The organism is Streptomyces sp. NPDC001401 (assembly GCF_042895385.1).
Classification (GTDB): domain Bacteria; phylum Actinomycetota; class Actinomycetes; order Streptomycetales; family Streptomycetaceae; genus Streptomyces.
The window spans coordinates 580,389-603,539 of the sequence record NZ_JBIAWI010000005.1 but is presented as its reverse complement, the minus strand read 5'-3'; the positions used below and the strand labels follow the sequence as shown (position 1 = coordinate 603,539).

Genomic DNA, 23,151 nt, shown 5'->3' with positions numbered 1-23,151 from the left:
GAAGTGGATGCGATCCGTGACGGATCGACTTCGTGCAGTTACGGAGGCTAATAAGAAATACCCGTAAAAGACTGTGCGGCGCGCCGAATTCGGGGGAATCCTCACTGCCCTGGTCGATGTCGGGAAATACCTCGCCGTGACAAAAAAATGGGGTCCCGGCACCGAGTCTGGAGCTCGGTGCCGGGACCTGCTTCCCGCTCTCGGCCGCCTATGTGACGGCCATTCGACTAGAAGGCGCTGTTGTTGCAGCCCATGCTCGAGCCGATGTGGGTGTCCTGGCCTCCGGCGTTGCCCTCGCCGTTGAGCGCGTTGCCCAGCAGGCCGTTCAGGATGCCGACCTGGCCGAGGACGTCGACGTTCAGGTCGTGCGACTTGCAGTTGGAGCTCTGCAGGACGTTGAACTTGTCGCCGCCCTTGCCGCCCTTGCCGCCGTCGTCGTGAGCCTGAGCGGTGCCGGCACCGAGGAGTCCGACGGTGCTGAGGGCGGCGACCAGGACGGCAGCCTTGCGAAGCTGGTGCATGTCATCTCCGGTGGAGTGAGTCGTTGCGATCTGTGGCAGATCGACTTCTTACAGTTACGGAGAATAATAGGAAATTTCCGACAATCACCTAGCGACGCGCCGTGTTGTGTGATCTTGTTGCCGCAGCTCCTTGAAGTCGTCCGGTGGTCCTGGCCTGCGGTCCTAGTGGGCCTTGGCGAGGGCGTTCGCCTGGCTGTTGGCCTGGGTGCAGTTGACGCCCTTGGTCTCGGCGGCGGCGAGCACGGCGACCGGGAGGTTCGCGTTGAGCACGGACTGCGGGCTGCACTCCTGGGCCGGGCGGAAGAGGTTGAGCTGGTCCGCCGCTCCTCCTCCGGACTGCGTCGGGGCCGACGGCGAGGAGATGTGCGGGTTCAGCTGCGGGTTGAACTGAGGATTGACCTGCGGGGCAACCTCGGCGGGCTGCTGCGGGGCCGCCTGTCGCGGGGCGGTGGGCGAGCCGGAGGTGTGGGCGGTGGCCTGAGTCGCGGTGAAGGCGCCGGCCATGGCGGGACCCGGAGGCGGTGCGCTATTGCCGTAGGTGACAGGAGCATCGGCGACACTGGGACCGACGCCGATGGCGGACAGACCGCCGGCCGCTGCTACGACGAGCGCGACGTGCTGAAACTTGCGCATGGAACTCGGCCCTTCATTGACCTGTGCATGGAACGTACTGAAATGGCAGATGAGCCAGTGGAGTTGTGGCTGTTTCTTGCTGCACTGTGCGGCTGCGGAGGGTGCTGGGTCATCGCTCTGTCCCTGTGGGGAACGAAGTAAATACCGGGCCAGTCACGGGAGTCGGTGTGTGGTCACCCATTTGCCGGAGGGCGTGAATCGTCGGCCAGTGGGCTGCTAATCCGATCAATGCCAAATGGGTGACGGAATATTGGATCCCGTGACCGTACCGGAGGAAATGTCGTTGCCAGCTGGGAGAGGGCAGCGACCATGAACCGGTGAGAGGGGCAAGGGGATCGGCTGTCGACTCCGGCGTGAAGTCCACAAGACAGCCCAGGATTACCCCTGTTGGGTCGCGGTACGAAAATCAGACTGAGCGCACGCAACACAGCACTGAATACAACGGATTTCCCTGCACAGGTATTGAAGGGCCGAGGGTTCCATGCGAAAGATTCACAAGGCCGCGCTCGTCGTAGCAGCGGCCGGCGGTCTGTCCGCCATCGGCGCCGGCGTCAGCCATGCCGACACGTACCCCGGGTATTACGGTGGCGCTCCGGCTGCTCCCTACTACCCCCCGGCGCCGGCTCCTCAGTACTACCCAGCGCCCCAGTACGCACCCCCGGCGCCCGCCCCCCAGTACGCGCCGCCCCAGCCGCAGTACTACCCGGCACCCGCTCCGCAGTACTACCAGGCGCCCCAGCCGCAGCCGGCGCATGCCATCGCCGCGTCCACCGCGGACAGCACCGCACAGTCCGGTGGTCCGCAGTCGTACTCCCAGCCGGCGCCGCAGTACGCACCCCCGGCGCCTGCTCCTGCCCCGCAGGCCGCCCCGCAGCCGAGCCAGGCCACCGCCGTTGCCTCGTCGCAGGGTGGCGCGCAGGCCGGCTCGCCGTCGTACGGCCCGCAGTCCGCTCCTCAGCAGCAGCCGCTGGTCCAGCCGCAGGTCGCCCCGCAGTCGTCGCCGGAGGTCATGCCGAAGGTCGCCCCGCAGGTCGCCATGCCGCAGGTCTTCAACCCCGAGCCCGCACCGCACGTCGCCCCGCAGGTGAACCCTCAGTTCAACCCTCAGGTGAACCCGCTCATCGACCCGCTGGTCTCGCCTGCCAGCGCCGCACCGCAGGTGCCCGGGCTCGGCCTCGGACAGGTCGCGGCGCCTCCCGTCGGGAACCTGGGACTGCCCCGGCTCGGCTGATGGCCTGTTCGTAGTTGTCCATCGTCCCAACTCGATCTGCTGCAGACCACTTCCGCTCGATCAATGGAGAAGAAATGCGCAAGCTTCAGAAGGTCGCCATCGTGACCGCCGCCGTCCTCGGCAGCATCGGCTCCTTCGGGGCCGGCCCGGCCTTCGCACACGAGCCGGGCCACGACATCGACGTCACGCAGGACATCGAGTGTCGCTCGCACGACATGAACGTCGACGTCATCGGCAGCCTCGGCGCCCTCAACGGTCTGCTGGGCGGCGCGCTGAACGGCGAAGGCGACCCGGGTGCGCAGCCGGCCCACCTCGGTTCGGACATGGGCTGCAACGGCAAGGCCCTCTGAGTAGCCGCGCTACCGCTTCTCGCCCAGGTCAGGAGCAATCCGGCCTGGGCTTTCGCGTTTCCTGGTACACGGCACGGGCGATCTCGGGGCGGGTCAGGACCTCCGTGCCGTCGACGAACTGATCCACGGAGCCTGCCGTCGGCAGTTCCTTGATCGCCGGGTCGGAGATGCGGGCGATCAGCGCCTCGGTGAACCGTGTCGGCCGGCTCACCGGGGCGACCCGGTCGGTCAGTTCGAGTTGGTTGTGCAGGTCCGCGACGGCCTCGTACGCCTGCTCGAGGTGTTTCCCGCGGGTGCGCCAGTCCGTGGCCGCGAGGGTGGCGATGAGGACCGGGGTGAGGTGGTGGCCCGCGGAGGTGCGGGCGAAGGCGCTGCCGAGCCATTTTCCGTACGGCGGGTAGCGGCGGTCCATGAGGAGGCACAGGCGCATGAGGTCGCGGACGAGGCGGGCGGCGGCGACCGCGGAGCCCAGTTCGTCGCCGACCTCGCCGCACCGGGTGACGAAGGGCTCTTCCCGGGCGATGCGCTGCCATTGGCAGGCCAGGACGTGGAGCCAGATGTCGTGGGGGTACCAGCGCAGCTCGTGGCGTATGGGGGTGAGTTCGCGCAGGCCGTCGTGGAAGACGGCGCCCGCGGTGACCTCGGCGAGGAGCTGGGTGGGGGTGGCGAGCCAGTCCGCAGGGGTGATGTCCGGGGCGGGCGTGAAGCCGAGTTCGGTGGTGAACCAGGCGGAGATGTGGGTGACTTCGACCTCGTGGCGGACGGGGTGGCCGTGGAAGGTCTTCGGCAGGTGGGCGGCGAGGATGTGTCTGATGCGGCCCGCGTGGCGGGAGACGTCCCGGCGGTGGAGGAAGAGCTGGAGGCGCGGGCCCCGTTCGTGGCCGGCCGGGCGCGGGGTGTCGAAGCCGAGTACTTCGGAGCCGCTGCCCAGACGGGCGGCCGAGTGGGGGATGCCGGGGGCGGCCTCCTCGAGTAACGAGCGGACGGCTTCGGTGTAGAAGCGGCGGGAGAGTTCGAGGCCGGGGACGAAGGGCGGCATATTCGTAGTGCTCATGCCAGGAAGCCGTGCCCATTCGGTGAGGGGTCATGCGGGGTGCCTTCACACCTTCACGACGTCATCCGCTTCATGCCGTTATGTGCTTCACACCGTCAGCTGCTTTGTCCAGCGAGCTCCTTGAGCGGGCCGTCCGTCAGCCGGTACACCGTCCACTCGTCCTGCGGGCGGGCACCGAGGGACTCGTAGAAGGAGATGGCCGGGGTGTTCCAGTTCAGGACGGACCATTCGAGGCGCTCGTAGCCGCGCTCCACGCAGATGCGGGCCAGTTCCGTGAGGAGGGCTTTGCCGTGGCCGGCGCCTCGGGCGGTGGGGCGGACGTAGAGGTCTTCGAGGTAGATGCCGTGGACGCCGCGCCAGGTGGAGAAGTTCAGGAACCAGAGGGCGAGGCCGACCGGGGTGCCGGTGGTGTCGTCGGTCGCGATGTGGGCGTAGGCGGCGGGGTGGTCGCCGAAGAGGGCCTCGTGGAGTTGGGCCTCGGTGGCCCTTGCCTCGTGCGGGGCCTTCTCATAGGTGGCGAGTTCGCGGATCAGGGCGTGGATGACGGGGATGTCGGCGGGGGTTGCGGTGCGGATCACTCCGTGAGGTTACGCCGGGACGGGTCGTCTGTTGTCTGCTGCGCCGTTGTGGCTGGTCGCGCAGTTCCCCGCGCCCCTGAAGGGGCGCTGTGCAGGCGCCGGGCGATTTCCAGGTGGTCCGGGACCAGCGGCCGGCCGGCCTCGGTCTGCCACAGGCAGTGCTGCAGAACCCGGCCCAGTGTCCAGGCTCGGGCCCGTGCCCGGTCCAGGCCCAGTACGTCCGTCATCGCGTCGAAGCGCCAGGTGATCTCGTCGGCCTCGAAACGGTTGTCGAGGGCGGGGAACAGCTCGAAGCCGACGTCACCGGCCAGCGGTTTGGGGTCGATCGCCAGCCAGGGGGCGCGGTCTGCGGCGAGGACGTTCTCGTAGTGCAGGTCCCAGTGCAGGAGTCGGTCGCCGGGTTCGTCCAGTACTTCTCGTACGGCGGCCGCGCAGTCGGTGACGAGGCGGCGGTCCTCGGGGTCCGGGATGCGCTCCAGTGTCCGGGGCGTCCGGTCCAGCATGGCCTGTGCGATGTCGTCGAGGCGGCGCAGGCCGGGTGGGGCAGGGGTGGCGGTGAGGTGGGTCAGCAGGCGGGCGATGATCAGGGCGGCCTCGCGGGAGTCGGGGAGGTGGCTGAGCATGCGGGCCGGGTCGAGGCGCTCCAGCAGCAGCGTGCCGGTTGTCCCGTCGTGGTCCAGGAGCCGTACCGCCCCGTCGCCGTCCCACAGGCGCAGGGCGATCGGCTCGCCCTTGGTCTCCTCGTCCAGCAGCTGCAGCTTCAGTACGGCGGGGACGCCGTCCGCCCGCACGACCGGCAGCACCAGGGCGCACATGCCGTACATCGGCGGCCCGTCCAGCCGTAGGTCCCAGTGGTGAAGGAACTCCTCCGCCAGGTCCGGCAGCCCCGCGATGAAGGCCCGGCCCGCCTCGCCGTTGAACTTCTCCTGGGCCGTCGCCAGCCCGCTCGGGATGTCGATCACCCGGGCGACGATACTTGCGTGCGTGAATCGCTTCATGCGAATTGACCGGGGGCTCGGCGAGAGGGTGTGGGCGTACGTCCGCAGTGCTCCAGGCACGTACATCTGGCTGGCCATTCTGTTCGTCACGACCGTAGCGCTGCACCACATGTCGCCGGAGTTCGAGCACGAGTTCCTGCGGCAGCGGTCCACGAACATCCACGAGCTGTCGAACGACCCCGTGCGGGTGCTGGTGCAGAGTGCGATGTGGATCGACGGTGGCGACTGGTTTCCGTATGCCTTCCTGTACACCGCCGTCCAGTACACCGTCTTCCATGCGCAGGCCGAGCGGTGGCTGGGGACGGTGCGGTGGCTGATGGTGTGCGTGGCCGCGCATGTGCTGGCGACGCTGATCAGCGAGGCTGCGCTGCTGAAGCGGGTGCGGGACGGGATGGTGTCGCACTCCGTCGTCAACACCCTTGATTTCGGGGTGAGTTATGCGTTGGCGGGGGTGGTCGGGGTGTTGACGTACCGGATCGCGGCGCCCTGGCGGTATCTGTATCTGGCGGGCGTGTTCTTCGTGTACGGGGCTCCGCTCGCGGACTCGCCGACCTTCACCGACATCGGGCATTTTGTGTCAGTGCTGATCGGGCTCGCGTGTTATCCGCTGGTCAGGGGGCGGGGGAAGGCGTGGGATCCGAGGGAGACAGTTTCGGCCCTGAGGGGTTAGCTTTCCGGCCATGAGCAGCTCGGTGAGCAGTGTCGTGAACGGCGGTATCTCCTTCTGGTACGCGGACGACGGTTTCCCTGCGGTGCGGGAGCCGCTCGGCGGTGACGCCTCCGCGGACGTGGTGATCGTCGGGGGCGGGTATACGGGGCTGTGGACCGCGTACTACCTGAAGAAGGCGGTGCCCTTCCTCCGTATCACCGTCCTGGAGCAGAAGTTCTGCGGGTACGGGGCCTCGGGGCGCAACGGCGGCTGGCTGTACAACGGGATCGCGGGGCGCGACCGGTACGCGAAGCTGCACGGGCGCGAGGCCGCCGTACGGCTGCAGAAGGTCATGAACGAGACCGTGGACGAGGTCGTCCGGGCGGCGGACGAGGAAGGCATCGAGGCCGACATCCACAAGGGCGGGGTGCTTGAAGTCGCCACCACCCCGGCCCAGTTGGTGCGGCTCAAGGCCTTTCATGAGCTCGAGCTGTCGTACGGGGAGAAGGACCGTGAGCTGTACGGAGCCGGGGAGACCGCCCGGCGGATCCGGGTCGCGGACGCGGTCGGGTCGACCTGGACCCCGCACGGGGCGCGACTGCACCCGGTGAAGCTGGTGAAGGGGCTGGCGGCTGCCGTCGAGGCGCTCGGGGTGACGATTCATGAGCTGACGCCGGTGGCGGAGATCCGGCCGAAGCATGCGGTGACGCCGTACGGGACGGTCCGGGCGCCCTACATCCTGCGCTGCACGGAGGGGTTCACCGCGAGTCTGAAGGGGCAGCGGCGCACCTGGCTGCCCATGAACTCCTCGATGATCGCGACCGAGCCGCTCACCGACGAGCAGTGGGAGTCGGTGGGGTGGGACGGGCGCGAGGCGCTGGGCGACATGGCGCACGCGTACATGTACGCGCAGCGGACCGCCGACGGGCGGATCGCGCTCGGCGGGCGCGGAGTGCCGTACCGCTTCGGGTCGAAGACCGACAACGACGGGCGGACGCAGGCGGCGACGGTCGAGGCGCTGCGGGAGATTCTGGTGCGCTTCTTCCCGTCGCTCGCGGGCGTGGGGATCGAGCATGCCTGGTCCGGGGTGCTCGGGGTGCCCCGGGACTGGTGCGCGACGGTGACCCTGGACCGGTCGACGGGGCTCGGCTGGGCCGGCGGTTATGTCGGGTCGGGGGTGGCCACGACCAATCTCGCGGCGCGGACGCTCAGGGATCTGGTGCAGTTCGACTCGGGGCAGGGCGGCCGGACCGAGCTGACCGATCTGCCGTGGGTCGGGCACAAGGTGCGCAAGTGGGAGCCGGAGCCGTTTCGGTGGCTCGGGGTGCAGGGGATGTACGCCACCTACCGGGCGGCGGACCGGCGGGAACGAGCCACGTACAGCGCCGAGTCGTCGAAGCTGGCGCAGTTCGCGGACCGGGTGGCGGGGCGGCACTGACGATTTTTTACCCTCTGATTGCGTTCACAGGAACCTCTCAGCGCTGCATTCCCGCCAATGCTGTTGGCCAGCTCGTGTCATGTACGCCACTGCTCCCAGGGGAGGGCACTTCATGGCGGCCAACGGCTGGCGAAGAAGACGGAGATGGGTGGTCCTTGCCACCACCGCTGCGCTGGGTCTGACGGTGACCCAGGCTCAGGCACAGCCGCAGGCCCATCTGCATCATCAGCAGATGGGCCTGTCGGCTTTCACGGCGGCGGACGACGATGACGGGGGAGAGGCACAGGAGGAGGCCGAGCAGGCGGACCAGTACGCCGAGGCGCGCACCTCGCCGGGGATCGTGGCGCCGGGGGCGTACGGGGCGGCGTACGACGCATTGGCGGATCTGCCGCACACCAAGGGGAGTTGGAGCGATCTGACCCGGCTGCCCTACGACTCCGACGATCCGCGGTACCGGGACATCAACTCCAACTCCAGTGGCGGGTCGGGGAAGGTGACCGGCCGGGTGACCGGGCTCGCGGCGGACCGGCACGGGTATGTGTACGCCGGGTCGGCCAACGGCGGTGTCTTCCGGTCGCGTACGGGTGGGGGTCACTGGACGAACATCTCCGACGGGCTGCCCGCGCTGTCGACGGGTGATCTGCAGCTCGACGGCCGGGGGCGGCTCTGGTACGCCACGGGTGAGGCCAACACCAGCGCCACGTCCTTCCTGGGGACGGGTGTGTACGTCCTCGACGACCCGCGTGACGACAGCTTCAGCCGGCGTGACCGGGTCGGCGGGGACGAACTCGAATCGACGTCGATCAACGCGCTCCGGTTCGCCGGGGACAAGGTGTGGGCGGCGACCACGCGAGGTGTGTGGAGCCACAGCAGCAGGACCCTGAAGGGCGCCTGGAAGCTGGAGTTCGCGCCCAACCCCGACTATCTGCCGGGGGGTTCGAAGGCGAGCGATCCGAGCGCCGCCTACAAGAACATCGCGAACGACATCGCCATCGACCCGAAGGACCCCGGCAAGGTCGTCCTCGCTGTCGGCTGGCGGGGCGGGGACACGTACAACGGCTTCTATGTGAAGTCCGGGGGCAGTTGGCAGCGGCTGACCGGTCTCGGTGACCTGCCGAGCAACGCCGAGGACGTCGGCAACGTGACCTTCGCACGCAGTGCGGACGGGTCGCGGTACTACGCGATCGACCAGTCGCCGGAGCAGACCGCGGAGAACCCGGACAGCGGGCTGGAGGGGATCTTCGTCTCCAAGTCGGGCTCGCCGACCGGCCCTTGGACGAAGATTGCCGACTACAAGCAGCTGCGGGACTCGGGCTCCGCGCTCACCGGTGCCGGATACCAGCCGGGCATCCAGTCCTGGTACGACCAGTTCCTCACCGTCGACCCGAAGAACCCGGACCATGTGTACGCCGGTCTGGAGGAGGTCTTCGAGACCAAGGACGGCGGCAAGTCGTGGTCGGTGCCCGGTCCGTACTGGAACTTCGGGTTCCCCTGCTGGTCCATCGATCCGTCGAAGCAGTCCGGTGACTGCCCGGCGACCACGCACGCCGATCAGCACTCGGTGGCGGTGGGCAGTGACGGCGGTGCGCCGTACGTGATCGTCGGTGACGACGGCGGTGTCTTCAAGCGGCCGCTGAACGGCAGCGCGAACGCCGACGGACACGCGACCGACTGGACGTCCCTGAACGACGGCACGATGGATGCCCTGCAGTACTACTCGGTCGGCGTCGGCAACGACCCGGCGGGGCGCGGTGTCGCGATCACCGGTGGGCTGCAGGACAACGGGCAGTCGGAGCTCCGGTCCGGCGACCGTGTGATGGGCTCCAACTTCGGCGGCGACGGCGGCGACACGATCACCGACCCGGCGAACGGGTGCAACATCGCCCAGGAGTATGTGTACCTGGCCGTTTCGGTTACCAACAACTGCGCAGTGAACGACGGCAGTTGGGTCACCGACCCGTCGAAGGCGACGACGTACTCCGTCGCTCCGCCCGACAACGCGACGGGCGAGGCGCGGTTCATCGCCCCGCTGAACGCCGACATCAAGGACCCGAAGGTCTGGGTCGCGGGCGGCCGGCATGTGTGGATCAACAGCAAGGGGTACGCGATCCGCAGCGGGAGCGAGTGGGTCGGTGCGTACGACCTGGGTGCGGGGCACACGGCCACGGCGGTGGCCTCCTCCGGCGGCAAGGTGTACGCCGCCTGGTGCGGGCCCTGCAACAACCAGGGCTTCACGCGCGGCATCGCGGTCGGCAACGCCGACGGCACGGGCTGGCACCAGCTGACGCTGCCGGTGGACGGGACGGTGCCCAACCGCTACCTCTCCGGACTGGCGATCGACCCGGCGAATTCCGATCACGTCCTGCTCGCCGTCAACGGCTTCTCGCGGAAGTGGACGGAGGGGCCGGGCGCGGGTGTCGGGCACCTGTTCGAGACCCGGGACGGCGGGGTCACCTGGAAGGACATCTCCGGGAACCTGCCCGACGTACCGGCCAACTCGGTGGCCCTGCTGAAGGGCGGGACGATCGCGCTCGGCACGGATCTCGGGGTGCTGGTGCGGATGCCTGGCTCGGCGAGCTGGAAGGCGGCCGGGGGCAATCTGCCGACCACGGCGGTGCTGCAGCTGCGGACCGGCCCGGACGGGCGGCTGTATGCGGCCACGCACGGGCGGGGGATCTGGGCGATCGACGTACGACGGTTGAGGTGAGCGGCTGAGCGACTGCGCTGAAGGGAAAAGGGGAGGGGCCCGCGGTCCGGGCGGCCCCTCCCCGCTCTTGTGCCCCCGGCCCGGCTTGTGCGCCCCGGGGCCTATCCCACTGGCTCGGGCACCGGCGCCTCTTCCTGCGCCCCGCGCCCCGGCGCCTTCGCCGTCACCATCAGGCCTGCCACCAGCCCGGCCAGCAGCATGATCCCGGCGGCCCACCAGATGGCGACCGTGTAGCCGTGGACGACGCCCTCCTTGGCGATCAGGGCCTTCTGGGCGGGGTTGTGGAGGTGGGCGGCGATGTAGCTCGCGCTGCTGGTGGTGGCGATGGTGTTCAGCAGGGCCGTACCGATCGAACCGCCCACCTGCTGCGAGGTGTTGACGGTCGCCGAGGTCACACCGGAGTCGTGCGGGGCGACGCCCGCGGTCGCGGTGGCGAAGACCGGCATGAAGGTCAGGCCCATGCCGAGGCCCATGAGGATCAGACCGGGCATGACCTCGGTCGCGTACGACGAGTGGACGGTCATCCGGGTCAGGAGCATCATGCCGCCGGACGCGAGGACCATGCCGGGGACCATCAGCATGCGCGGCGCCACGTGCTGCAGCAGCCGGGCGGAGATCTGCGTGGAGCCGGTGATGATCGCGGCGGTCAGCGGCAGATAGGCCAGGCCGGTCTTCACCGGCGAGTAGTCGAGCACCACCTGCAGGTAGTAGGTCATGAACAGGAACAGCCCGAACATGCCGATGACGGCGAGCATCATGGTCAGGAAGCAGCCCGCGCGGTTGCGGTCCTTGACGATGTGGAGGGGCAGCAGGGGCATCGGGGCCCGGTTCTGCCACCACACGAAGGCGACGAGGAGTGCCACGCCGACCGCGAACAGCGCCAGCACCAGGGGGTCGGTCCAGCCCCGCGGTTCGGCCTCGCTGAAGCCGTAGACGATCGCGACCAGACCGCCGCAGCCCAGCACTGCGCCGGGCACGTCGAGGCGGGCGCCCGCCTGGCCGGGGCGGTCGTGGAGCAGGGCGAAGGCGCCGAAGACGGCGATGATCGCGATGGGCACGTTGACGTACAGGCACCAGCGCCAGTCCAGGTACTCGGTGAGCAGCCCGCCGACGATGAACCCGATCGCCGATCCGCTGCCGGCCAGGGCGCCGTAGATGCCGAAGGCCTTTCCGCGTTCCTTCGGGTCGGTGAAGGTCGTGGTGAGGAGGGACAGGGCGGAGGGGGCCAGGAGGGCCGCGAAGGCTCCCTGCAGCGCGCGGGCGCCGAAGAGCATGCCCGAGGTGGTGGCGGCGCCGCCGAGTGCGGAGGCGGCGGCGAAGCCGATCAGCCCGATGATGAACGTCCGCTTGCGGCCCACCAGATCGGCGATGCGGCCGCCGAGCAGGAGGAGACCGCCGAAGGCGAGGGTGTAGGCGGTGATCACCCATTGCCGGTTGCCGTCGGACATGCCCAGGTCGCGCTGTGCGGAAGGGAGCGCGATGTTCACGATGGTCGCGTCGAGGACGACCATGAGCTGCGCGAGCGCGATGATCACCAGGCCCCACCAGCGGCGGGGGTCGGTGTCCACGGGAGTTTCACCTGGCCGGGTGGCACTCACCCGGTCAGCAGACCATGAATCGGTACGTATCGCATCCTCGGATGCCTTGTGCCTGGTCACGGCTCCAGTACCACCTTTCCGATCGTGCCGCGCGTCTGAAGCGCCCGGTGCGCAGCCGCCGCCTCGGCGAGCGGGAAGCGCTGCACGGCGGGGGTGAGGCGCCCCGCGGCGGCCTCGGCGAGAGCGCGCAGCTCAAGGGTCTGCATGGGGTTGGGGCCGCCGGCCTTGCGCATCATCACCGGGCCGAGGACCTCCTCCGAGACGCCGTCGACGAGATGGGGCTTGCCGCCGCGGATGCCCTCGGCCGACCAGCCGAAGACGAGATGCCTGCCGCCGGGTCCGAGGAGCGCGACGGCCTCGCGGGCGACCTCGCCGCCGACGCCGTCGAAGACGACGGTGGCCGCGCGTCCGCCCAGATAGGCGCGGACCTTGTCCGGCCATCCCGGTTCCCTGTAGTCGACGGCGAGGTCGGCGCCGCCCGCCTGCACGCGTGCGGCCTTCTCCGGACCGCCGGCGAGGCCGATGACGACGGCGCCAGTGTTCTTCGCGTACTGCACCAGCAGGGTGCCGATGCCGCCGGCGGCCGCCGGGATCACGGCCACCGCGTCCGGGCCGAGCTCGGCGAACTGCAGGATCCCCATCGCCGTACGCCCCGTGCCGATCATGGCGACGGCCTGGGCGAAGTCGAGGTTCTCCGGTACCTCGTGCACACGGTCGACATCGGTGACGGCCAGCTCGGCATAGCCGCCGGGTGAGAAGCCCAGGTGGGCGACCACGCGCTTGCCGAGCCACAGCGCGGCGACGCCCTCGCCCAGCGACTCGACGACGCCGGCGACCTCGCGGCCTGGGACGGTGGGCAGCCGTGTCGGCTCGGGCAGCGGACCCTGCTCGCCCTCCCGGAGGGCGGTGTCGAGCAGGTGCACTCCCGCCGCCTCTACGGCGATACGGACCTGGCCGGGCCCGGGCAGCGGGTCCGCCACCTCCTCGTAGCTGAGGTTCTCGGCCGGGCCGAAGGCATGGAGACGGATGGCGTGCATGGTGAATCCCCCATCGTTTGCTTGTCAGGAGACCCACTCTTCAACCTCAAGCTTGCTTGAGGTCAAGAGGGTCGAAGGCTCGTCGGCCGAGGGCCAGCGACACCGCGGCGAGGGCGCTGTTGAAGGAGACCTCCGAGAGGACGCCGGGGGCCGCGACCTGGTCGCCGGCCAGGTACACGCCGTCGCCGCGGTCTATGGCCGGGCGGTCGCGCCAGCTGGTGCCGGGCAGGTCGACGGCGCCGGTACGGCCGTTCGCGACAGCCTCGCGCCGCCAGGTGACGCGCCCGCGCCAGCCCTCGAAGGCCAGGTCGAGGAGGACCTCGGCACGGGCGACGCCGTCGGCCTTCGTCTCGTGCGGGGCGATGGGGACCTGGCCCTGAACGAGCTGCTCGCCGGCCGGGGCGAGCGAGCGGTCCTGCGCCGTGAACCGCTCGAGCCAGCCGGGGGAGTCGAGGTCGCACACGGCGAAGGCGTCTCCGCGCCGGGTCCGCACGGCGAGATCGATGAGAGTCGTACGACCGCTCGTCCAGGCCAGGGAGTCGTCCCTGAGGAGCCGACGGGCGGCGTCGAGGGAGGTGGCGACGATGACGGGGCCGCCGGTCGCCGCAAGGGCGTCGAGGGTGTCGACGCGGGACAGGGTCTCCATCCGGACGCCCAGATTCCACGCCCGGGCGGCCATCCGGTCGATGACGTTCGCCCAGCCGCCGCGCGGATAGTGCGCCTCCGGCGGGAGCTTGGTGGCACGGCGCAGCCGCTCCTGCACGAACGCGGCGGACAGGGAGCCGGGGTCGTGATGGAAGAGGGCGACGGCGGAGTAGTGGGCGGCGGCCCGGGCTGCCTCCTCGCCCGCGACACCGGTGGCCCAGGTCATGAAGTCGACGTCGATGGGCGCCTGTTGGAGGCCGGGGCGCAGCAGTTTGAGCATGGCGAAGGGAGGGGTGCGGCGGAGCGCGCCGTGGTGGCGGAGCCGCAGCCGGGCCGCCTCCAGGGGCGGGATCGGGGCGAGCGGTCCGATCAGATTCCGCTGCTTGAGCCAGGTCCAGTGCGGGCCGCCGCTGTAGAGGGCGTGCGGTCCGTCGTTCGTCCGGTACGGGCCCTCCGCGGTCCGGGCTCGCCCGCCGAGGGTGTGGTGGGCTTCGAACACGGTCACCTTGGCGCCTGCCTCGGCGGCGGTGACGGCCGCGGTCAGTCCGGCGAAGCCGCCGCCGATGACGGTGATGCGGTGCATGGGTCGGGTCTCCCTTGGGTCCTTGGGCCGGGCCTGGGGCCTTGGGTGGGCCTGGGTCCTGGGCCGGGGGCGCCTTTCTGTGAGTACGACTGATTTCGGCGGTGGAATGTGACATGGGGTGCGTTTTGGCTGGTCGGGGCGATTGTCAGTGGCGGGATGCACCATGGGGGCATGGCGAGGAGAGCGGCGGGTGGGATGGGCGGTTCAAGCGGTACGGCGGTGAAGGGGGCGCGGCGGCCGGAGGTGCGGCTGCCTGCGCTGGAGCCGTTCGGCGGCGGGGAGTTGGAGCCGGACGGGGACTACGACGGGCTGGAGTTCCGGGAGGTGGACTTCGCGGGGCAGGACGGAGGGGGCGCCCGTTTCATGGACTGCGCGCTGACGGGGTGCGCGCTGGACGAGACGGGGCTGCAGCGCGCCCGGGTGCTCGACTCGGTCCTGACGGGGCTGCGCGGGGTCGGCACGGACCTCGCCGAGGCCTCCCTGCGTGACGTCGAGGTGATCGACGCCCGCCTCGGCGGAGTGCAGCTGCACGGCGCGGTCCTGGAGCGGGTGGTCGTCCGCGGCGGCAAGATCGACTACCTGAACCTGCGTGCGGCCAGACTCAAGGACGTCGTCTTCGAGAGCTGCGTGCTGGTGGAGCCGGACTTCGGGGGCGCCCGGCTCGAGCGCGTGGAGTTCGTGGACTGCGTCCTGAAGGAGGCGGACCTCACCGCGGCGGTCCTGAAGGACGTGGACCTGAGAGCGGCGGCCGAGCTGGGCATCGCACGCGGGGTGGACCGCCTGGCGGGGGCGGTGATCAGTCCGGCCCAACTGATGGATCTGGCACCGGTGTTGGCGGCGGAGGTGGGGATTCGGGTGGAGGGTTGAATCGGGGTGGAGGGCTGCGGGACGGGGACTCTTCGGTGCCGGTCAGCTCCATCCAGCCCGTCCGGCGTTTGAGGACGAGGCCGTTCAGGCCGACAGCGGGGGTCTGGGGGCGGCAGCCCCCAGCAGACGGTCACCGAGACTCACGGCACCCTGGGAAACCGCGCCTGCAACGTCCAGATCGCCGGGTTCTCGCCCAGAGACTCATGCAGATCGACCAGGTCGGCAATCAGGTCGTGCAGAAAGTCCCGAGCCTCGCGGCGCAGTTCACCGTGGGAGAAGGTGAGCGGCGGTTCCTCCGCCGGCATCCAGTCGGCCTCCACGTCCACCCACCCGAAGCGGCGCTCGAAGAGCATGCGGTCGGTCGACTCGGTGAAGTCGAGCTCGGCGCGCTGGGGGCGGGAGGCGCGGGAGCCCGCCGGGTCGCGGTCGATGCGCTCCACGATGTCGCACAGCGCCCACGCGAAGTCGAGCACCGGCACCCATCCCCAGGCTGTGGACAGCTCCCGGTCCGCCTTGGTGTCGGCGAGATAGACGTCCCCGCAGAACAGATCGTGCCGCAGGGCGTGGACGTCCGCGCGGCGGTAGTCCGTCTGCGGAGGGTCCGGGAAACGGTTGGAGAGGGCATAGCCGATGTCGAGCACGTACGAGATGGTGTCACGCCGCCATAGGATCACCGGCGTGCCCAGACCCGTACCCGCTGCCCCCACAGTCCTCCGCGCCCCCACAGTCTTCCGCGCCCCCGCGGTTCTCTGTGCCCTCGCAGTTCTCCTGGCCCTCGCGCTGACCGCGTGCAGCGCCGGTGTCCACGGCACACCGGGTGGCTCCGGCCTCCGCGACCCGTACTTCCCGAAGGCGGGCAACGGGGGATACGACGTCAGCCACTACGACCTGAAGCTCGCCTACGACCCCGGCGGACACCGCCTCACCGGCACCGCGACCATCACCGCCCGCGCCACCCATGACCTCTCCGCCTTCGACCTCGACCTCAAGGGGCTGGACGTCGACGAGGTCACCGTCGAGGGCAGAGGCGCCCGCTGGAACCGCACCGGGCAGGAGCTCACCGTCCGCCCGCACGACGACCTCGTCGGCGACGAGACCTTCCGCGTCACCGTCCGCTACTCCGGCACCCCCGTGACCATCACCGACCCCGACAGCTCCGAGGAGGGCTGGCTGCGCACCGCCGACGGCGCGCTCGCGCTCGGCGAACCCACCGGCTCCATGGCGTGGTTCCCCGGCAACAACCACCCCTCGGACAAGGCGTCGTACGACATAGCCGTCACCGTGCCGAAGGGCCTGCAGGCCGTGTCCAACGGGGAGTTGACGGGCGAGACGAGCAGTGGGGGCCGTACGACCTTCACCTGGCACACCGCCCAACCGATGGCCAGCTACCTCGCCATGGTCGGCATCGGCCACTACGACATCAGCCGGTACACCATCGGCAGCAAGCACCTGCCCGTGTACGTCGCCGTCGACCCGACCCAGGCGAAGGCGAGCCGGAAGGTGCTCGCAAAGCTCTCCGAGATCATCGAGTGGGAGGAGATCAACTTCGGGCCGTACCCCTTCTCCTCCACCGGAGCGATCGTCGACCGCCCGGACGACGCCGGGTACGCCCTGGAGACCCAGAACCGGCCCGTCTTCCCCGGCGCCCCCGACACCGGGACCCTCGTCCACGAACTCGCCCACCAGTGGTACGGCGACTCCGTCACACCGAAGAGCTGGCAGGACATGTGGCTCAACGAGGGCTTCGCGACTTACGCGGAGTGGCTGTGGGACGAGGACCACGGCGGCGACACCTGCCAGCAGACCTTCGAATCCCGCTACAAGAACGGCGACAAGGACATCTGGGCCTACCCGCCGGCGAAGCCGAGCAGTGCGGCGCACATCTCCGACAGCCCCGTCTACGAACGCGGCGCGATGGTCCTGCACAAGATCCGGCAGAAGGTCGGCGACGACACCTTCTACGACATCATCCAGGGCTGGGCCGCCGCTCACCGCTACGGGAACGCCGACACCGACGACTTCACGGCGTACGTCGAGAAGAAGGCGCCGGACAAGGACTTCGACGAGATCTGGAAGGACTGGCTGTACGGGGAGGGAAAGCCGGACCACCCGTGAGGAGGCCGAGGAGGCCGTGAGGGGTGGTCCGGCGGTTCAATTCCCCGTGCAAGTAGGTCAGTTGACGTTGACGGCCTTCCAGGCCGCCGCCACCGCGTTGTACTCCGTGCTGCCCGCGCCGTACAGGTCGCTCGCCGCCTGGAGGGTGGCGGTGCGGGCGCCCGCGTAGTTCGTCGAGGAGGTGAAGTACGTGGTCAGGGCCTTGTACCAGATCTGGTCGGCCTTGGCGCGGCCGATGCCGGTGACCGTCGAGCCGTCGTACGTCGGGGAGTTGTAGGAGACCCCGTTGATGGTCTTCGCGCCGCTGCCCTCGCTCAGCAGATAGAAGAAGTGGTTGGCGACGCCCGAGGAGTTGTGCACGTCGAGGCGGCCGACGTTGCGCGACCAGTAGTCGGCCGAGCTGCCGTCCTTGCTGGGCTTGTCCATGTAGCGCAGCGGGGTGCCGTTGCCGTTGATGTCGATCTTCTCGCCGATGAGGTAGTCACCGGGGTCGGAGGAGTTGCCCGCGAAGAACTCCACCGAGGTGCCGAAGATGTCGGAGGTGGCCTCGTTGAGGCCGCCCGACTCCCGGCTGTACTTGAGGCCGGCCGTGGCCGCGGTGAGCCCGTGGCTCATCTCGTGCCCGGCCACGTCGAGCGAGGTCAGCGGCTTGACGTTGCCCTGCCCGTCGCCGTACGTCATGCAGAAGCAGCTGTCGTCCCAGAACGCGTTGACGTAAGCGTTGCCGTAGTGGACCCGGGAGTAGGCGGCCTTGCCGTCGCCCGCGATGCCGTTGCGGTTGAAGGCGGACTTGTAGAAGTCCCAGGTGACGGCGGCGCCGTAGGCGGCGTCGACGCCGGCGGTCTGGCGGTTGGCCGGGGTGCCGTCGCCCCAGGTGTCGTCGGCGTCGTGGAAGAGGGTGCCGGTGCCGGACGTACCGCCGTTCAGGTCGTGCGTCTTGTGGCCGCCGCGGCCGCCGTCGATGAGGTCGTAGCCGCCGGAGGCGGAGGCCGTGGTGCCCAGGGTGACGGTGCCGCTGTACTCGCTGGTGCCCGTGCCCGTGTCGACGGCCTGGTAGGAGTAGATCTTCTTGCCGGTGGTGGCGTCGGTGATGACGTGCAGTTCGCTCGGGGTGCCGTCGTGCTGCAGGCCCTTGACGACGGACTCGTAGGCGAGGACCGGCTTGGCGCCGGCGGCCCAGATGACCTTGCGGGCGGTGGCCGTAGAGGAGCGGCTGCCCGCGAGAGCCGCCTTCCTCGCGGTGGCGGCGGAGACGGCCGCGTCCGTGGAGGCCACGGATATTCGAGCCTTGGTCGCCCTGCTGACGCCCTTGAGGGTGCCGCTCTTCGTCATGTGGGTGACCAGGTCGCCGCCGAGGACGGGCAGACCGGCGTAGGTGCGCTGGTAGCGGGTGTGGACGGTGCCGTTCGCGTCCTTGACGACGTCCTGGACGACGAGCTTCTCCTGGGCGCCGAGCCCGAGTTCCCGGGCTGTCGAACCGGCGGCCTCCTGGGCCGACTTGAGGGCGGCGGTGCGCGCCGAGGCGCTGAGAGGGAGGGCGGTGGCGCCGTCGGCGCGGGTGGGGGCCGCGGTGGCGGCGCCGTTCTGCAGGGCGAGCACGACCATTGCCGCCGAGCCGATCAGGGCGGCGGTGCGGAGTGCCGTCTTGCGGGTGGCGCGGTTCTGCTGTCTCACTCGGTCTCCTTAGAGCTGGCCTCATGGTTGGGGCACAGGTGGGGCACAGAGTTGCGGCGAGCGAGGAGAGGGTGGCACCCGGACCGGCCTGTTTGACAGGCCGCCGTCAAGACTTTACGTGTTTGTATCCGAAAGCCGTTGCAGCGGATCCGCTATGCGGACGGACGGGGCCCGGTCAACTCCACGTCTACTAAGCGGAGTTGGGGCCAGGATCGTCACAGTCGATCTGAGCTGGGGTCGGCGGTGCCGCCCGAGGTCGTTTCGGGCTTCGTGTGCAGGACTTCGCGGGCCTGGTCCGCCGCGCGGGCGATGCTCTCGGAGACGAAGTCGAGGAAGCGGGACATGTTCTCGAGGCGGGTGGCGGCCGGGGTGCCTGGGCCGAGGACGCCGACGCCCTGCCGTGCGGTCTCGGCGACCTGGGCGGTGCCCCGGGCGCTGGCCATCATCGCCTGGTACATGATGTCGTCGTCGACGACGTAGCGCTCGCGGCGGCGTTCGTCGCGTTCCCGGCGGACCATGCCCTGTTCCTCGAGGAACGTGATCGCTTTCGAGACGGACGCCGGGCTGACCTGGAGGCGCTGGACGAGTTCGGCCGCGGTGAGGCTGCCCGCGTCGCTGATGATGATGCTTGCCATCACCCGGGCCATCATCTTGGGCGTGCCCGACTGTATGAAGACGGTGGTGAGCGTCTCCTCGTACTCGCGCACGGCCTCCGCGTCGCGCCCGTAGGCCTGCGGGGACGCCTTCGGATCCCGGGGGGCGGCCTGCCTGCGGCGGTGGGCGCGCCGTTCGGTGGCGCGGTGGGCCAGGTCGGCGCGGTAGGCGGTGGGGCCGCCGTTGCGCATCACCTCGCGCGTGATCGTCGAGGTCGGGCGGTCGAGGCGTCTGGCGATCTCGGCGTAGGCGAGTCCGTCGGCCAGTCCCAGCGCGATCTGCTGGCGTTCCTGCTGGGTGAGTCGGCCTCCCGGCATCGCGGTCTCCTTCGTGGTTCGTGGCGCCCCCGAGCATAGCGTTCGCCTTCAATTCATTGCAACGACCGAGGTGAGGCGTGTTGCGTTATCCTCCAGGCCATTGCAACAATTTACCAGCTCTCACCTGCACTTATTGATGCTCTACGCAACAAGCACGTTGCCGGATCTGTGAATGCAACGTAGCGTTTCCAACGTCAGAAACGACGACGGAAACAATGAACCAAGGAGAGCACGATGCAGAAGTTCGACACCCCCGCCCCGGTCTCGGTCGTCCTCGGCATCCCCGGCGGACGCGTCCAGTTCATCGCTGCCGACCGCGCCGACACCACGGTCGAAGTCCTGCCGGCGAATGCGTCCAAGAGCCGCGACGCGAAGGCGGCCGAGCGGATCGAGGTCGCCTACGGCGACGGCGTCCTGCGGATCGAGGACCGGGAGGCGAACAACCGGATCCTCGGCCCCACCGGATCCGTCGACGTGACCGTCCAGTTGCCCGCCGGGTCCCGGGTCGAGGTGAAGGCGGAGGGCGCCGAGTTCCGCGGCGTCGGACGGCTCGGCGACGTCGCCCTCGCGGGCGGCTACCGCTCGGTCAAGCTCGACGAGGCCGCAAGCGCCCGCCTCACCGCCTTCGACGGCGACGTCTCGGTCGGCCGCCTGGGCGGCCCCGCGGAGATCAGCACCCAGCGGGGCGACATCCAGATCACCGAGATCACCGAGGCCGCACGCGGCACGGTCGTGCTGACCACCCAGAAGGGCGACATCTCGGTCGGCGCCGCCCCCGGAGTCTCCGCCTCCCTGGACGCCGGCACCTCCTACGGCCGGATCCAGAACGCGCTCAAGAACACCGAAGGCGCCGCCGCTCGCCTGAACATCCAGGCGACCACCTCCTACGGCGACATCACCGCCCGCAGCCTTTGAATGCGCAGCCACCAATCCGCTTCCAGCAATCAACAGGGGTTATTTCTCATGACCGACTTGGCCATCGCGGCGAACGGGCTGCGCAAGTCCTACGGAGACAAGACCGTCCTCGACGGCGTCGACATCGCCGTACCGGAAGGCACGATCTTCTCCCTGCTCGGCCCGAACGGCGCCGGCAAGACCACCGCCGTCAAGATCCTCTCCACCCTCATCTCCCCCGACCCCGCCAGTGGCCGGATCAGCGTCGGCGGCCACGACCTCGCCACCGCCCCGCAGGCGGCACGCGCCGCGATCGGCGTCACCGGGCAGTTCTCCGCCGTCGACGGCCTGATCACCGGCGAGGAGAACATGCTGCTCATGGCGGACCTGCACCACCTGTCCAAGCAGGAAGGGCGGCGGGTCACCGCCCAACTCCTCGAGCGCTTCGATCTGGTGGAGGCCGCGAAGAAGCCCGCCTCCACCTACTCGGGCGGCATGAAGCGCCGCCTCGACATCGCGATGACGCTGGTCGGAAGCCCGCGGATCATCTTCCTCGACGAGCCGACCACCGGCCTCGACCCGCGCAGCCGGCACACCATGTGGGGGATCATCCGCGAGCTGGTCTCCGACGGCGTCACCGTCTTCCTCACCACCCAGTACCTGGACGAGGCCGACGAACTCGCCGACCGCATCGCGGTCTTGCACGACGGCAGGATCGCCGCCGAGGGCACCGCCGACGAGCTCAAGCGGATCGTCCCCGGCGGCCACATCCGGCTGCGCTTCACCGCCCCGGCCGCCTACCAGAACGCCGCCACGGCGCTGCGCGAGGTCACCCGGGACGACGAGGCGCTGGCGTTGCAGATCCCCAGCGACGGCAGCCAGCGTGAACTGCGCGCCATCCTCGACTGGCTGGAGGCGGCCGGTATCGAGGCCGACGAGCTGACCGTGCACACCCCCGACCTCGACGACGTCTTCTTCGCCCTGACCGGCGACACCGACCAGCCGAAGGAGGCTGTCCGATGAGCTCTTTCACCCTCGCCGTGCGCGACTCGTCCACGATGCTGCGCCGCAACCTCCTGCACGCCCGCCGCTACCCCTCCCTCACCCTGAACCTGCTGCTCACCCCGGTCATGCTGCTGTTGCTGTTCGTCTACATCTTCGGCGGCGCGATGAGCGCCGGCGCGGGCCGTGACGCGTACGTCGCCTACCTCGTGCCGGGCATCCTGCTCATGACCATCGGCTCCACCACGATCGGCACCGCGGTCTCCGTCTCCACCGACATGAGCGAGGGCATCATCGCCCGCTTCCGCACCATGGCCATCCACCGAGGCTCCATCCTCATCGGACACGTCATCGGCAGCGTCCTTCAGTCGGTGATGAGCGTGGTCCTCGTCGGCGTCGTCGCCGTGGCCATCGGCTTCCGCTCCACCGATGCGACAGCCCTGGAGTGGCTCGCCGCGTTCGGGCTGCTCGTGCTCTTCGCCACGGCGCTCACCTGGATCGCCGTCGGCATGGGCCTGGTCAGCCCGAACGCCGAAGCCGCCAGCAACAACGCGATGCCGCTGATCCTGCTGCCGCTCATCTCCAGCGCGTTCGTACCCCTGCACTCCATGCCCGGCTGGTTCCAGCCGATCGCCGAATACCAGCCCTTCACCCCCGCCATCGAGACCCTGCGCGGCCTGCTCCTCGGCACAGGCATCGGCCACAACGGATGGCTCGCCGTCGCCTGGTGCGTCGGCCTCGCGGTCCTCGGCTACTTCTGGTCGACGTCGAAGTTCAACGGCGACCCGAAGTAACCGCCATGACGGCGCGGGTCACTTCCCGCAACTCGTCCCAACCGAGGGCGGCGTACACCGACACACGGTCGGAGTGCGCCGCCCCGTTCGTGTGCAGTAAGGAGGTCACCCGGAACAGGCTCAGGCAGGCCACGTAGATTTCCCAGAAGCCACATCACATTCGGGGACGGAAGCAGATGACCACCCAGCCACCGCCGTACGGCAACCAGCCCGCGTACGGCCAACAGCCCCCGTCCCCACCGCCCACCGCCCCGCCGGGCTTCGGCCCACCGCCGCCTCAGTACGCCTACGCTCCGACGCCACCCCAACAACCCGCCCCCGGCCCGGAGTTCATGGCGGTCGACCGCCACAACTCGATCGTGGTCGACGCAGAGGGTGTGGCCTTCGAGCTCAACGGCGCATCGGCCGACTTCCCCTGGCAGGAGATCCGCAGCGTCCACTACAAGGCGAGCCCGTCCGGCAAGGACCTGATGATGGCGGTGGTCCACCTGGACGGCAGGTTCTACGAGTGCGTGGTGGAGGCGAAGCCGAGGGCGCAGTTGGGGCAGTGGTTCGCGCAATTGGCCGCTGTGCTCGGCTATTACCGGCCGATGGGCTGATAGCGCGGCAGCTTGTCCGTGGAGATCGTCCAGTCGCCGATGGTGACGTCCTCGCCGTGGACGAAGTCCTTGCGGGTGGCGTAGCGGGGGCCGTCGGGGGTGGGGTGGATGTCGGTGAGGACGGCGCCGGTTGCGGTGCGGGGGGCGAAGATCGCGTAGATGGGGATGCCGATCAGGGGGTAGTCGCGCAGCTTGGTGACCCAGTCGTTGTCA

The 23,151-nt window shown here is 69.5% G+C and carries 21 protein-coding genes and 2 pseudogenes; 11 read left to right on the top strand and 12 right to left on the bottom strand.

Going from position 1 to position 23,151, the window contains the following annotated elements; translation table 11 throughout:
- Positions 1-227: 227 nt before the first annotated feature.
- The gene (locus ACFY10_RS21215) at positions 228-521 is read right to left on the bottom strand and encodes a hypothetical protein (protein ID WP_030941334.1); all 294 of its coding nucleotides are present in this window, start codon (positions 519-521) and stop codon (positions 228-230) included.
- A gap of 162 nt (positions 522-683) precedes the next feature.
- A complete protein-coding gene (locus tag ACFY10_RS21210; RefSeq protein ID WP_390666693.1) occupies positions 684-1,154 on the bottom strand; it encodes a hypothetical protein in 471 nt (156 codons plus the stop codon).
- Between the two features lie 481 nt (positions 1,155-1,635).
- On the opposite strand from ACFY10_RS21210, the gene ACFY10_RS21205 reads away from it, so the two are divergent.
- Together ACFY10_RS21205 and ACFY10_RS21200 are read left to right on the top strand one after the other, a co-directional pair.
- Positions 1,636-2,385, top strand: coding sequence for a hypothetical protein (locus ACFY10_RS21205; RefSeq protein WP_390666692.1), 750 nt, complete (start codon positions 1,636-1,638; stop codon positions 2,383-2,385).
- Positions 2,386-2,459: 74 nt separating this feature from the next.
- A complete protein-coding gene (locus tag ACFY10_RS21200; RefSeq protein WP_390666691.1) occupies positions 2,460-2,735 on the top strand; it encodes a hypothetical protein in 276 nt (91 codons plus the stop codon).
- 28 nt (positions 2,736-2,763) lie between these two features.
- Here the strand turns inward: ACFY10_RS21200 and ACFY10_RS21195 are convergent, their stop codons facing one another.
- The 3 genes and pseudogenes from ACFY10_RS21195 to ACFY10_RS21185 form a co-directional block, all read right to left on the bottom strand.
- The gene (locus ACFY10_RS21195) at positions 2,764-3,789 is read right to left on the bottom strand and encodes a DUF4037 domain-containing protein (RefSeq protein ID WP_390666690.1); all 1,026 of its coding nucleotides are present in this window, start codon (positions 3,787-3,789) and stop codon (positions 2,764-2,766) included.
- Between the two features lie 95 nt (positions 3,790-3,884).
- On the bottom strand, positions 3,885-4,367 hold the full coding sequence (locus tag ACFY10_RS21190) for a GNAT family N-acetyltransferase (protein WP_390666689.1): 483 nt from the start codon (positions 4,365-4,367) through the stop codon (positions 3,885-3,887).
- Between the two features lie 134 nt (positions 4,368-4,501).
- Positions 4,502-5,365 (bottom strand): annotated as a pseudogene (locus ACFY10_RS21185) (aminoglycoside phosphotransferase family protein); the annotation flags it as partial.
- Between ACFY10_RS21185 and ACFY10_RS21180 the strand changes: the two are divergent.
- From ACFY10_RS21180 to ACFY10_RS21170, 3 genes are all read left to right on the top strand, one after another.
- On the top strand, positions 5,364-6,035 hold the full coding sequence (locus tag ACFY10_RS21180; RefSeq protein WP_390666688.1) for a rhomboid-like protein: 672 nt from the start codon (positions 5,364-5,366) through the stop codon (positions 6,033-6,035). The pseudogene ACFY10_RS21185 and the gene ACFY10_RS21180 sit on opposite strands and share 2 nt — an antisense overlap.
- Before the next feature lie 10 nt (positions 6,036-6,045).
- A complete protein-coding gene (locus ACFY10_RS21175; RefSeq protein ID WP_390666687.1) occupies positions 6,046-7,452 on the top strand; it encodes an NAD(P)/FAD-dependent oxidoreductase in 1,407 nt (468 codons plus the stop codon).
- 112 nt (positions 7,453-7,564) lie between these two features.
- Complete coding sequence (locus ACFY10_RS21170; protein ID WP_390666686.1) at positions 7,565-10,159, top strand: glycosyl hydrolase; 2,595 nt, start codon at positions 7,565-7,567, stop codon at positions 10,157-10,159.
- 101 nt (positions 10,160-10,260) lie between these two features.
- On the opposite strand, the gene ACFY10_RS21165 is transcribed toward ACFY10_RS21170, so the two are convergent.
- The 3 genes from ACFY10_RS21165 to ACFY10_RS21155 are packed head-to-tail and all read right to left on the bottom strand — an operon-like array spanning position 10,261 to position 14,022.
- Entirely contained in the window at positions 10,261-11,757 is a 1,497-nt protein-coding gene (locus ACFY10_RS21165; protein WP_390666685.1) for an MFS transporter, read from the bottom strand.
- A gap of 56 nt (positions 11,758-11,813) precedes the next feature.
- The gene (locus tag ACFY10_RS21160; protein WP_390666684.1) at positions 11,814-12,794 is read right to left on the bottom strand and encodes a zinc-binding dehydrogenase; all 981 of its coding nucleotides are present in this window, start codon (positions 12,792-12,794) and stop codon (positions 11,814-11,816) included.
- Between the two features lie 46 nt (positions 12,795-12,840).
- Positions 12,841-14,022: an FAD-dependent oxidoreductase gene (locus ACFY10_RS21155; RefSeq protein WP_390666683.1), complete on the bottom strand. Its 1,182-nt coding sequence runs from the start codon at positions 14,020-14,022 to the stop codon at positions 12,841-12,843.
- 171 nt (positions 14,023-14,193) lie between these two features.
- On the opposite strand from ACFY10_RS21155, the gene ACFY10_RS21150 reads away from it, so the two are divergent.
- Complete coding sequence (locus tag ACFY10_RS21150) at positions 14,194-14,889, top strand: pentapeptide repeat-containing protein (RefSeq protein WP_390666682.1); 696 nt, start codon at positions 14,194-14,196, stop codon at positions 14,887-14,889.
- Between the two features lie 140 nt (positions 14,890-15,029).
- Here ACFY10_RS21150 and ACFY10_RS21145 read toward each other — a convergent pair whose 3' ends face one another.
- Positions 15,030-15,530 carry a hypothetical protein gene (locus tag ACFY10_RS21145; protein WP_390666681.1) on the bottom strand — a complete coding sequence of 167 codons (501 nt, stop codon included), beginning with the start codon at positions 15,528-15,530 and terminating at the stop codon, positions 15,030-15,032.
- Between the two features lie 7 nt (positions 15,531-15,537).
- Here ACFY10_RS21145 and ACFY10_RS21140 point away from each other — a divergent pair, with 7 nt between their 5' ends.
- On the top strand, positions 15,538-17,004 hold the full coding sequence (locus ACFY10_RS21140) for a M1 family metallopeptidase (RefSeq protein ID WP_390666748.1): 1,467 nt from the start codon (positions 15,538-15,540) through the stop codon (positions 17,002-17,004).
- A 57-nt stretch (positions 17,005-17,061) separates the two neighbouring features.
- On the opposite strand, the gene ACFY10_RS21135 is transcribed toward ACFY10_RS21140, so the two are convergent.
- Complete coding sequence (locus ACFY10_RS21135) at positions 17,062-18,678, bottom strand: M4 family metallopeptidase (protein WP_390666680.1); 1,617 nt, start codon at positions 18,676-18,678, stop codon at positions 17,062-17,064.
- A gap of 215 nt (positions 18,679-18,893) precedes the next feature.
- A complete protein-coding gene (locus ACFY10_RS21130; protein ID WP_390666679.1) occupies positions 18,894-19,649 on the bottom strand; it encodes a helix-turn-helix domain-containing protein in 756 nt (251 codons plus the stop codon).
- A 234-nt stretch (positions 19,650-19,883) separates the two neighbouring features.
- On the opposite strand from ACFY10_RS21130, the gene ACFY10_RS21125 reads away from it, so the two are divergent.
- The 4 genes from ACFY10_RS21125 to ACFY10_RS21110 all read left to right on the top strand — a co-directional run bounded on the left by ACFY10_RS21125 (position 19,884) and on the right by ACFY10_RS21110 (position 22,938).
- Positions 19,884-20,564, top strand: a complete 681-nt coding sequence (locus ACFY10_RS21125) for a DUF4097 family beta strand repeat-containing protein (RefSeq protein WP_390666678.1) — start codon at positions 19,884-19,886, stop codon at positions 20,562-20,564.
- 48 nt (positions 20,565-20,612) lie between these two features.
- Positions 20,613-21,566: an ATP-binding cassette domain-containing protein gene (locus tag ACFY10_RS21120; RefSeq protein ID WP_390666677.1), complete on the top strand. Its 954-nt coding sequence runs from the start codon at positions 20,613-20,615 to the stop codon at positions 21,564-21,566.
- Positions 21,563-22,339, top strand: a complete 777-nt coding sequence (locus ACFY10_RS21115; protein WP_390666676.1) for an ABC transporter permease — start codon at positions 21,563-21,565, stop codon at positions 22,337-22,339. The genes ACFY10_RS21120 and ACFY10_RS21115 overlap by 4 nt, the downstream gene beginning before the upstream one ends.
- Before the next feature lie 176 nt (positions 22,340-22,515).
- A complete protein-coding gene (locus tag ACFY10_RS21110) occupies positions 22,516-22,938 on the top strand; it encodes a hypothetical protein (RefSeq protein ID WP_390666675.1) in 423 nt (140 codons plus the stop codon).
- Here ACFY10_RS21110 and ACFY10_RS21105 read toward each other — a convergent pair.
- Positions 22,920-23,150: pseudogene (locus tag ACFY10_RS21105) on the bottom strand (Uma2 family endonuclease); the annotation flags it as partial. The gene ACFY10_RS21110 and the pseudogene ACFY10_RS21105 overlap by 19 nt on opposite strands.
- Position 23,151 lies beyond the last annotated feature (1 nt).

What these genes read in the sequence shown, in the direction of transcription:
- ACFY10_RS21215 (WP_030941334.1), bottom strand. Translation starts at nt 521, where the DNA reads ATGCACCAGCTTCGCAAGGCTGCCGTCCTGGTCGCCGCCCTCAGCACC.
- ACFY10_RS21210 (WP_390666693.1), bottom strand. Translation starts at nt 1,154, where the DNA reads ATGCGCAAGTTTCAGCACGTCGCGCTCGTCGTAGCAGCGGCCGGCGGT.
- ACFY10_RS21205 (WP_390666692.1), top strand. Translation starts at nt 1,636, where the DNA reads ATGCGAAAGATTCACAAGGCCGCGCTCGTCGTAGCAGCGGCCGGCGGT.
- ACFY10_RS21200 (WP_390666691.1), top strand. Translation starts at nt 2,460, where the DNA reads ATGCGCAAGCTTCAGAAGGTCGCCATCGTGACCGCCGCCGTCCTCGGC.
- ACFY10_RS21195 (WP_390666690.1), bottom strand. Translation starts at nt 3,789, where the DNA reads ATGAGCACTACGAATATGCCGCCCTTCGTCCCCGGCCTCGAACTCTCC.
- ACFY10_RS21180 (WP_390666688.1), top strand. Translation starts at nt 5,364, where the DNA reads ATGCGAATTGACCGGGGGCTCGGCGAGAGGGTGTGGGCGTACGTCCGC.
- ACFY10_RS21175 (WP_390666687.1), top strand. Translation starts at nt 6,046, where the DNA reads ATGAGCAGCTCGGTGAGCAGTGTCGTGAACGGCGGTATCTCCTTCTGG.
- ACFY10_RS21170 (WP_390666686.1), top strand. Translation starts at nt 7,565, where the DNA reads ATGGCGGCCAACGGCTGGCGAAGAAGACGGAGATGGGTGGTCCTTGCC.
- ACFY10_RS21160 (WP_390666684.1), bottom strand. Translation starts at nt 12,794, where the DNA reads ATGCACGCCATCCGTCTCCATGCCTTCGGCCCGGCCGAGAACCTCAGC.
- ACFY10_RS21155 (WP_390666683.1), bottom strand. Translation starts at nt 14,022, where the DNA reads ATGCACCGCATCACCGTCATCGGCGGCGGCTTCGCCGGACTGACCGCG.
- ACFY10_RS21150 (WP_390666682.1), top strand. Translation starts at nt 14,194, where the DNA reads ATGGCGAGGAGAGCGGCGGGTGGGATGGGCGGTTCAAGCGGTACGGCG.
- ACFY10_RS21140 (WP_390666748.1), top strand. Translation starts at nt 15,538, where the DNA reads ATGGTGTCACGCCGCCATAGGATCACCGGCGTGCCCAGACCCGTACCC.
- ACFY10_RS21130 (WP_390666679.1), bottom strand. Translation starts at nt 19,649, where the DNA reads ATGCCGGGAGGCCGACTCACCCAGCAGGAACGCCAGCAGATCGCGCTG.
- ACFY10_RS21125 (WP_390666678.1), top strand. Translation starts at nt 19,884, where the DNA reads ATGCAGAAGTTCGACACCCCCGCCCCGGTCTCGGTCGTCCTCGGCATC.
- ACFY10_RS21120 (WP_390666677.1), top strand. Translation starts at nt 20,613, where the DNA reads ATGACCGACTTGGCCATCGCGGCGAACGGGCTGCGCAAGTCCTACGGA.
- ACFY10_RS21115 (WP_390666676.1), top strand. Translation starts at nt 21,563, where the DNA reads ATGAGCTCTTTCACCCTCGCCGTGCGCGACTCGTCCACGATGCTGCGC.
- ACFY10_RS21110 (WP_390666675.1), top strand. Translation starts at nt 22,516, where the DNA reads ATGACCACCCAGCCACCGCCGTACGGCAACCAGCCCGCGTACGGCCAA.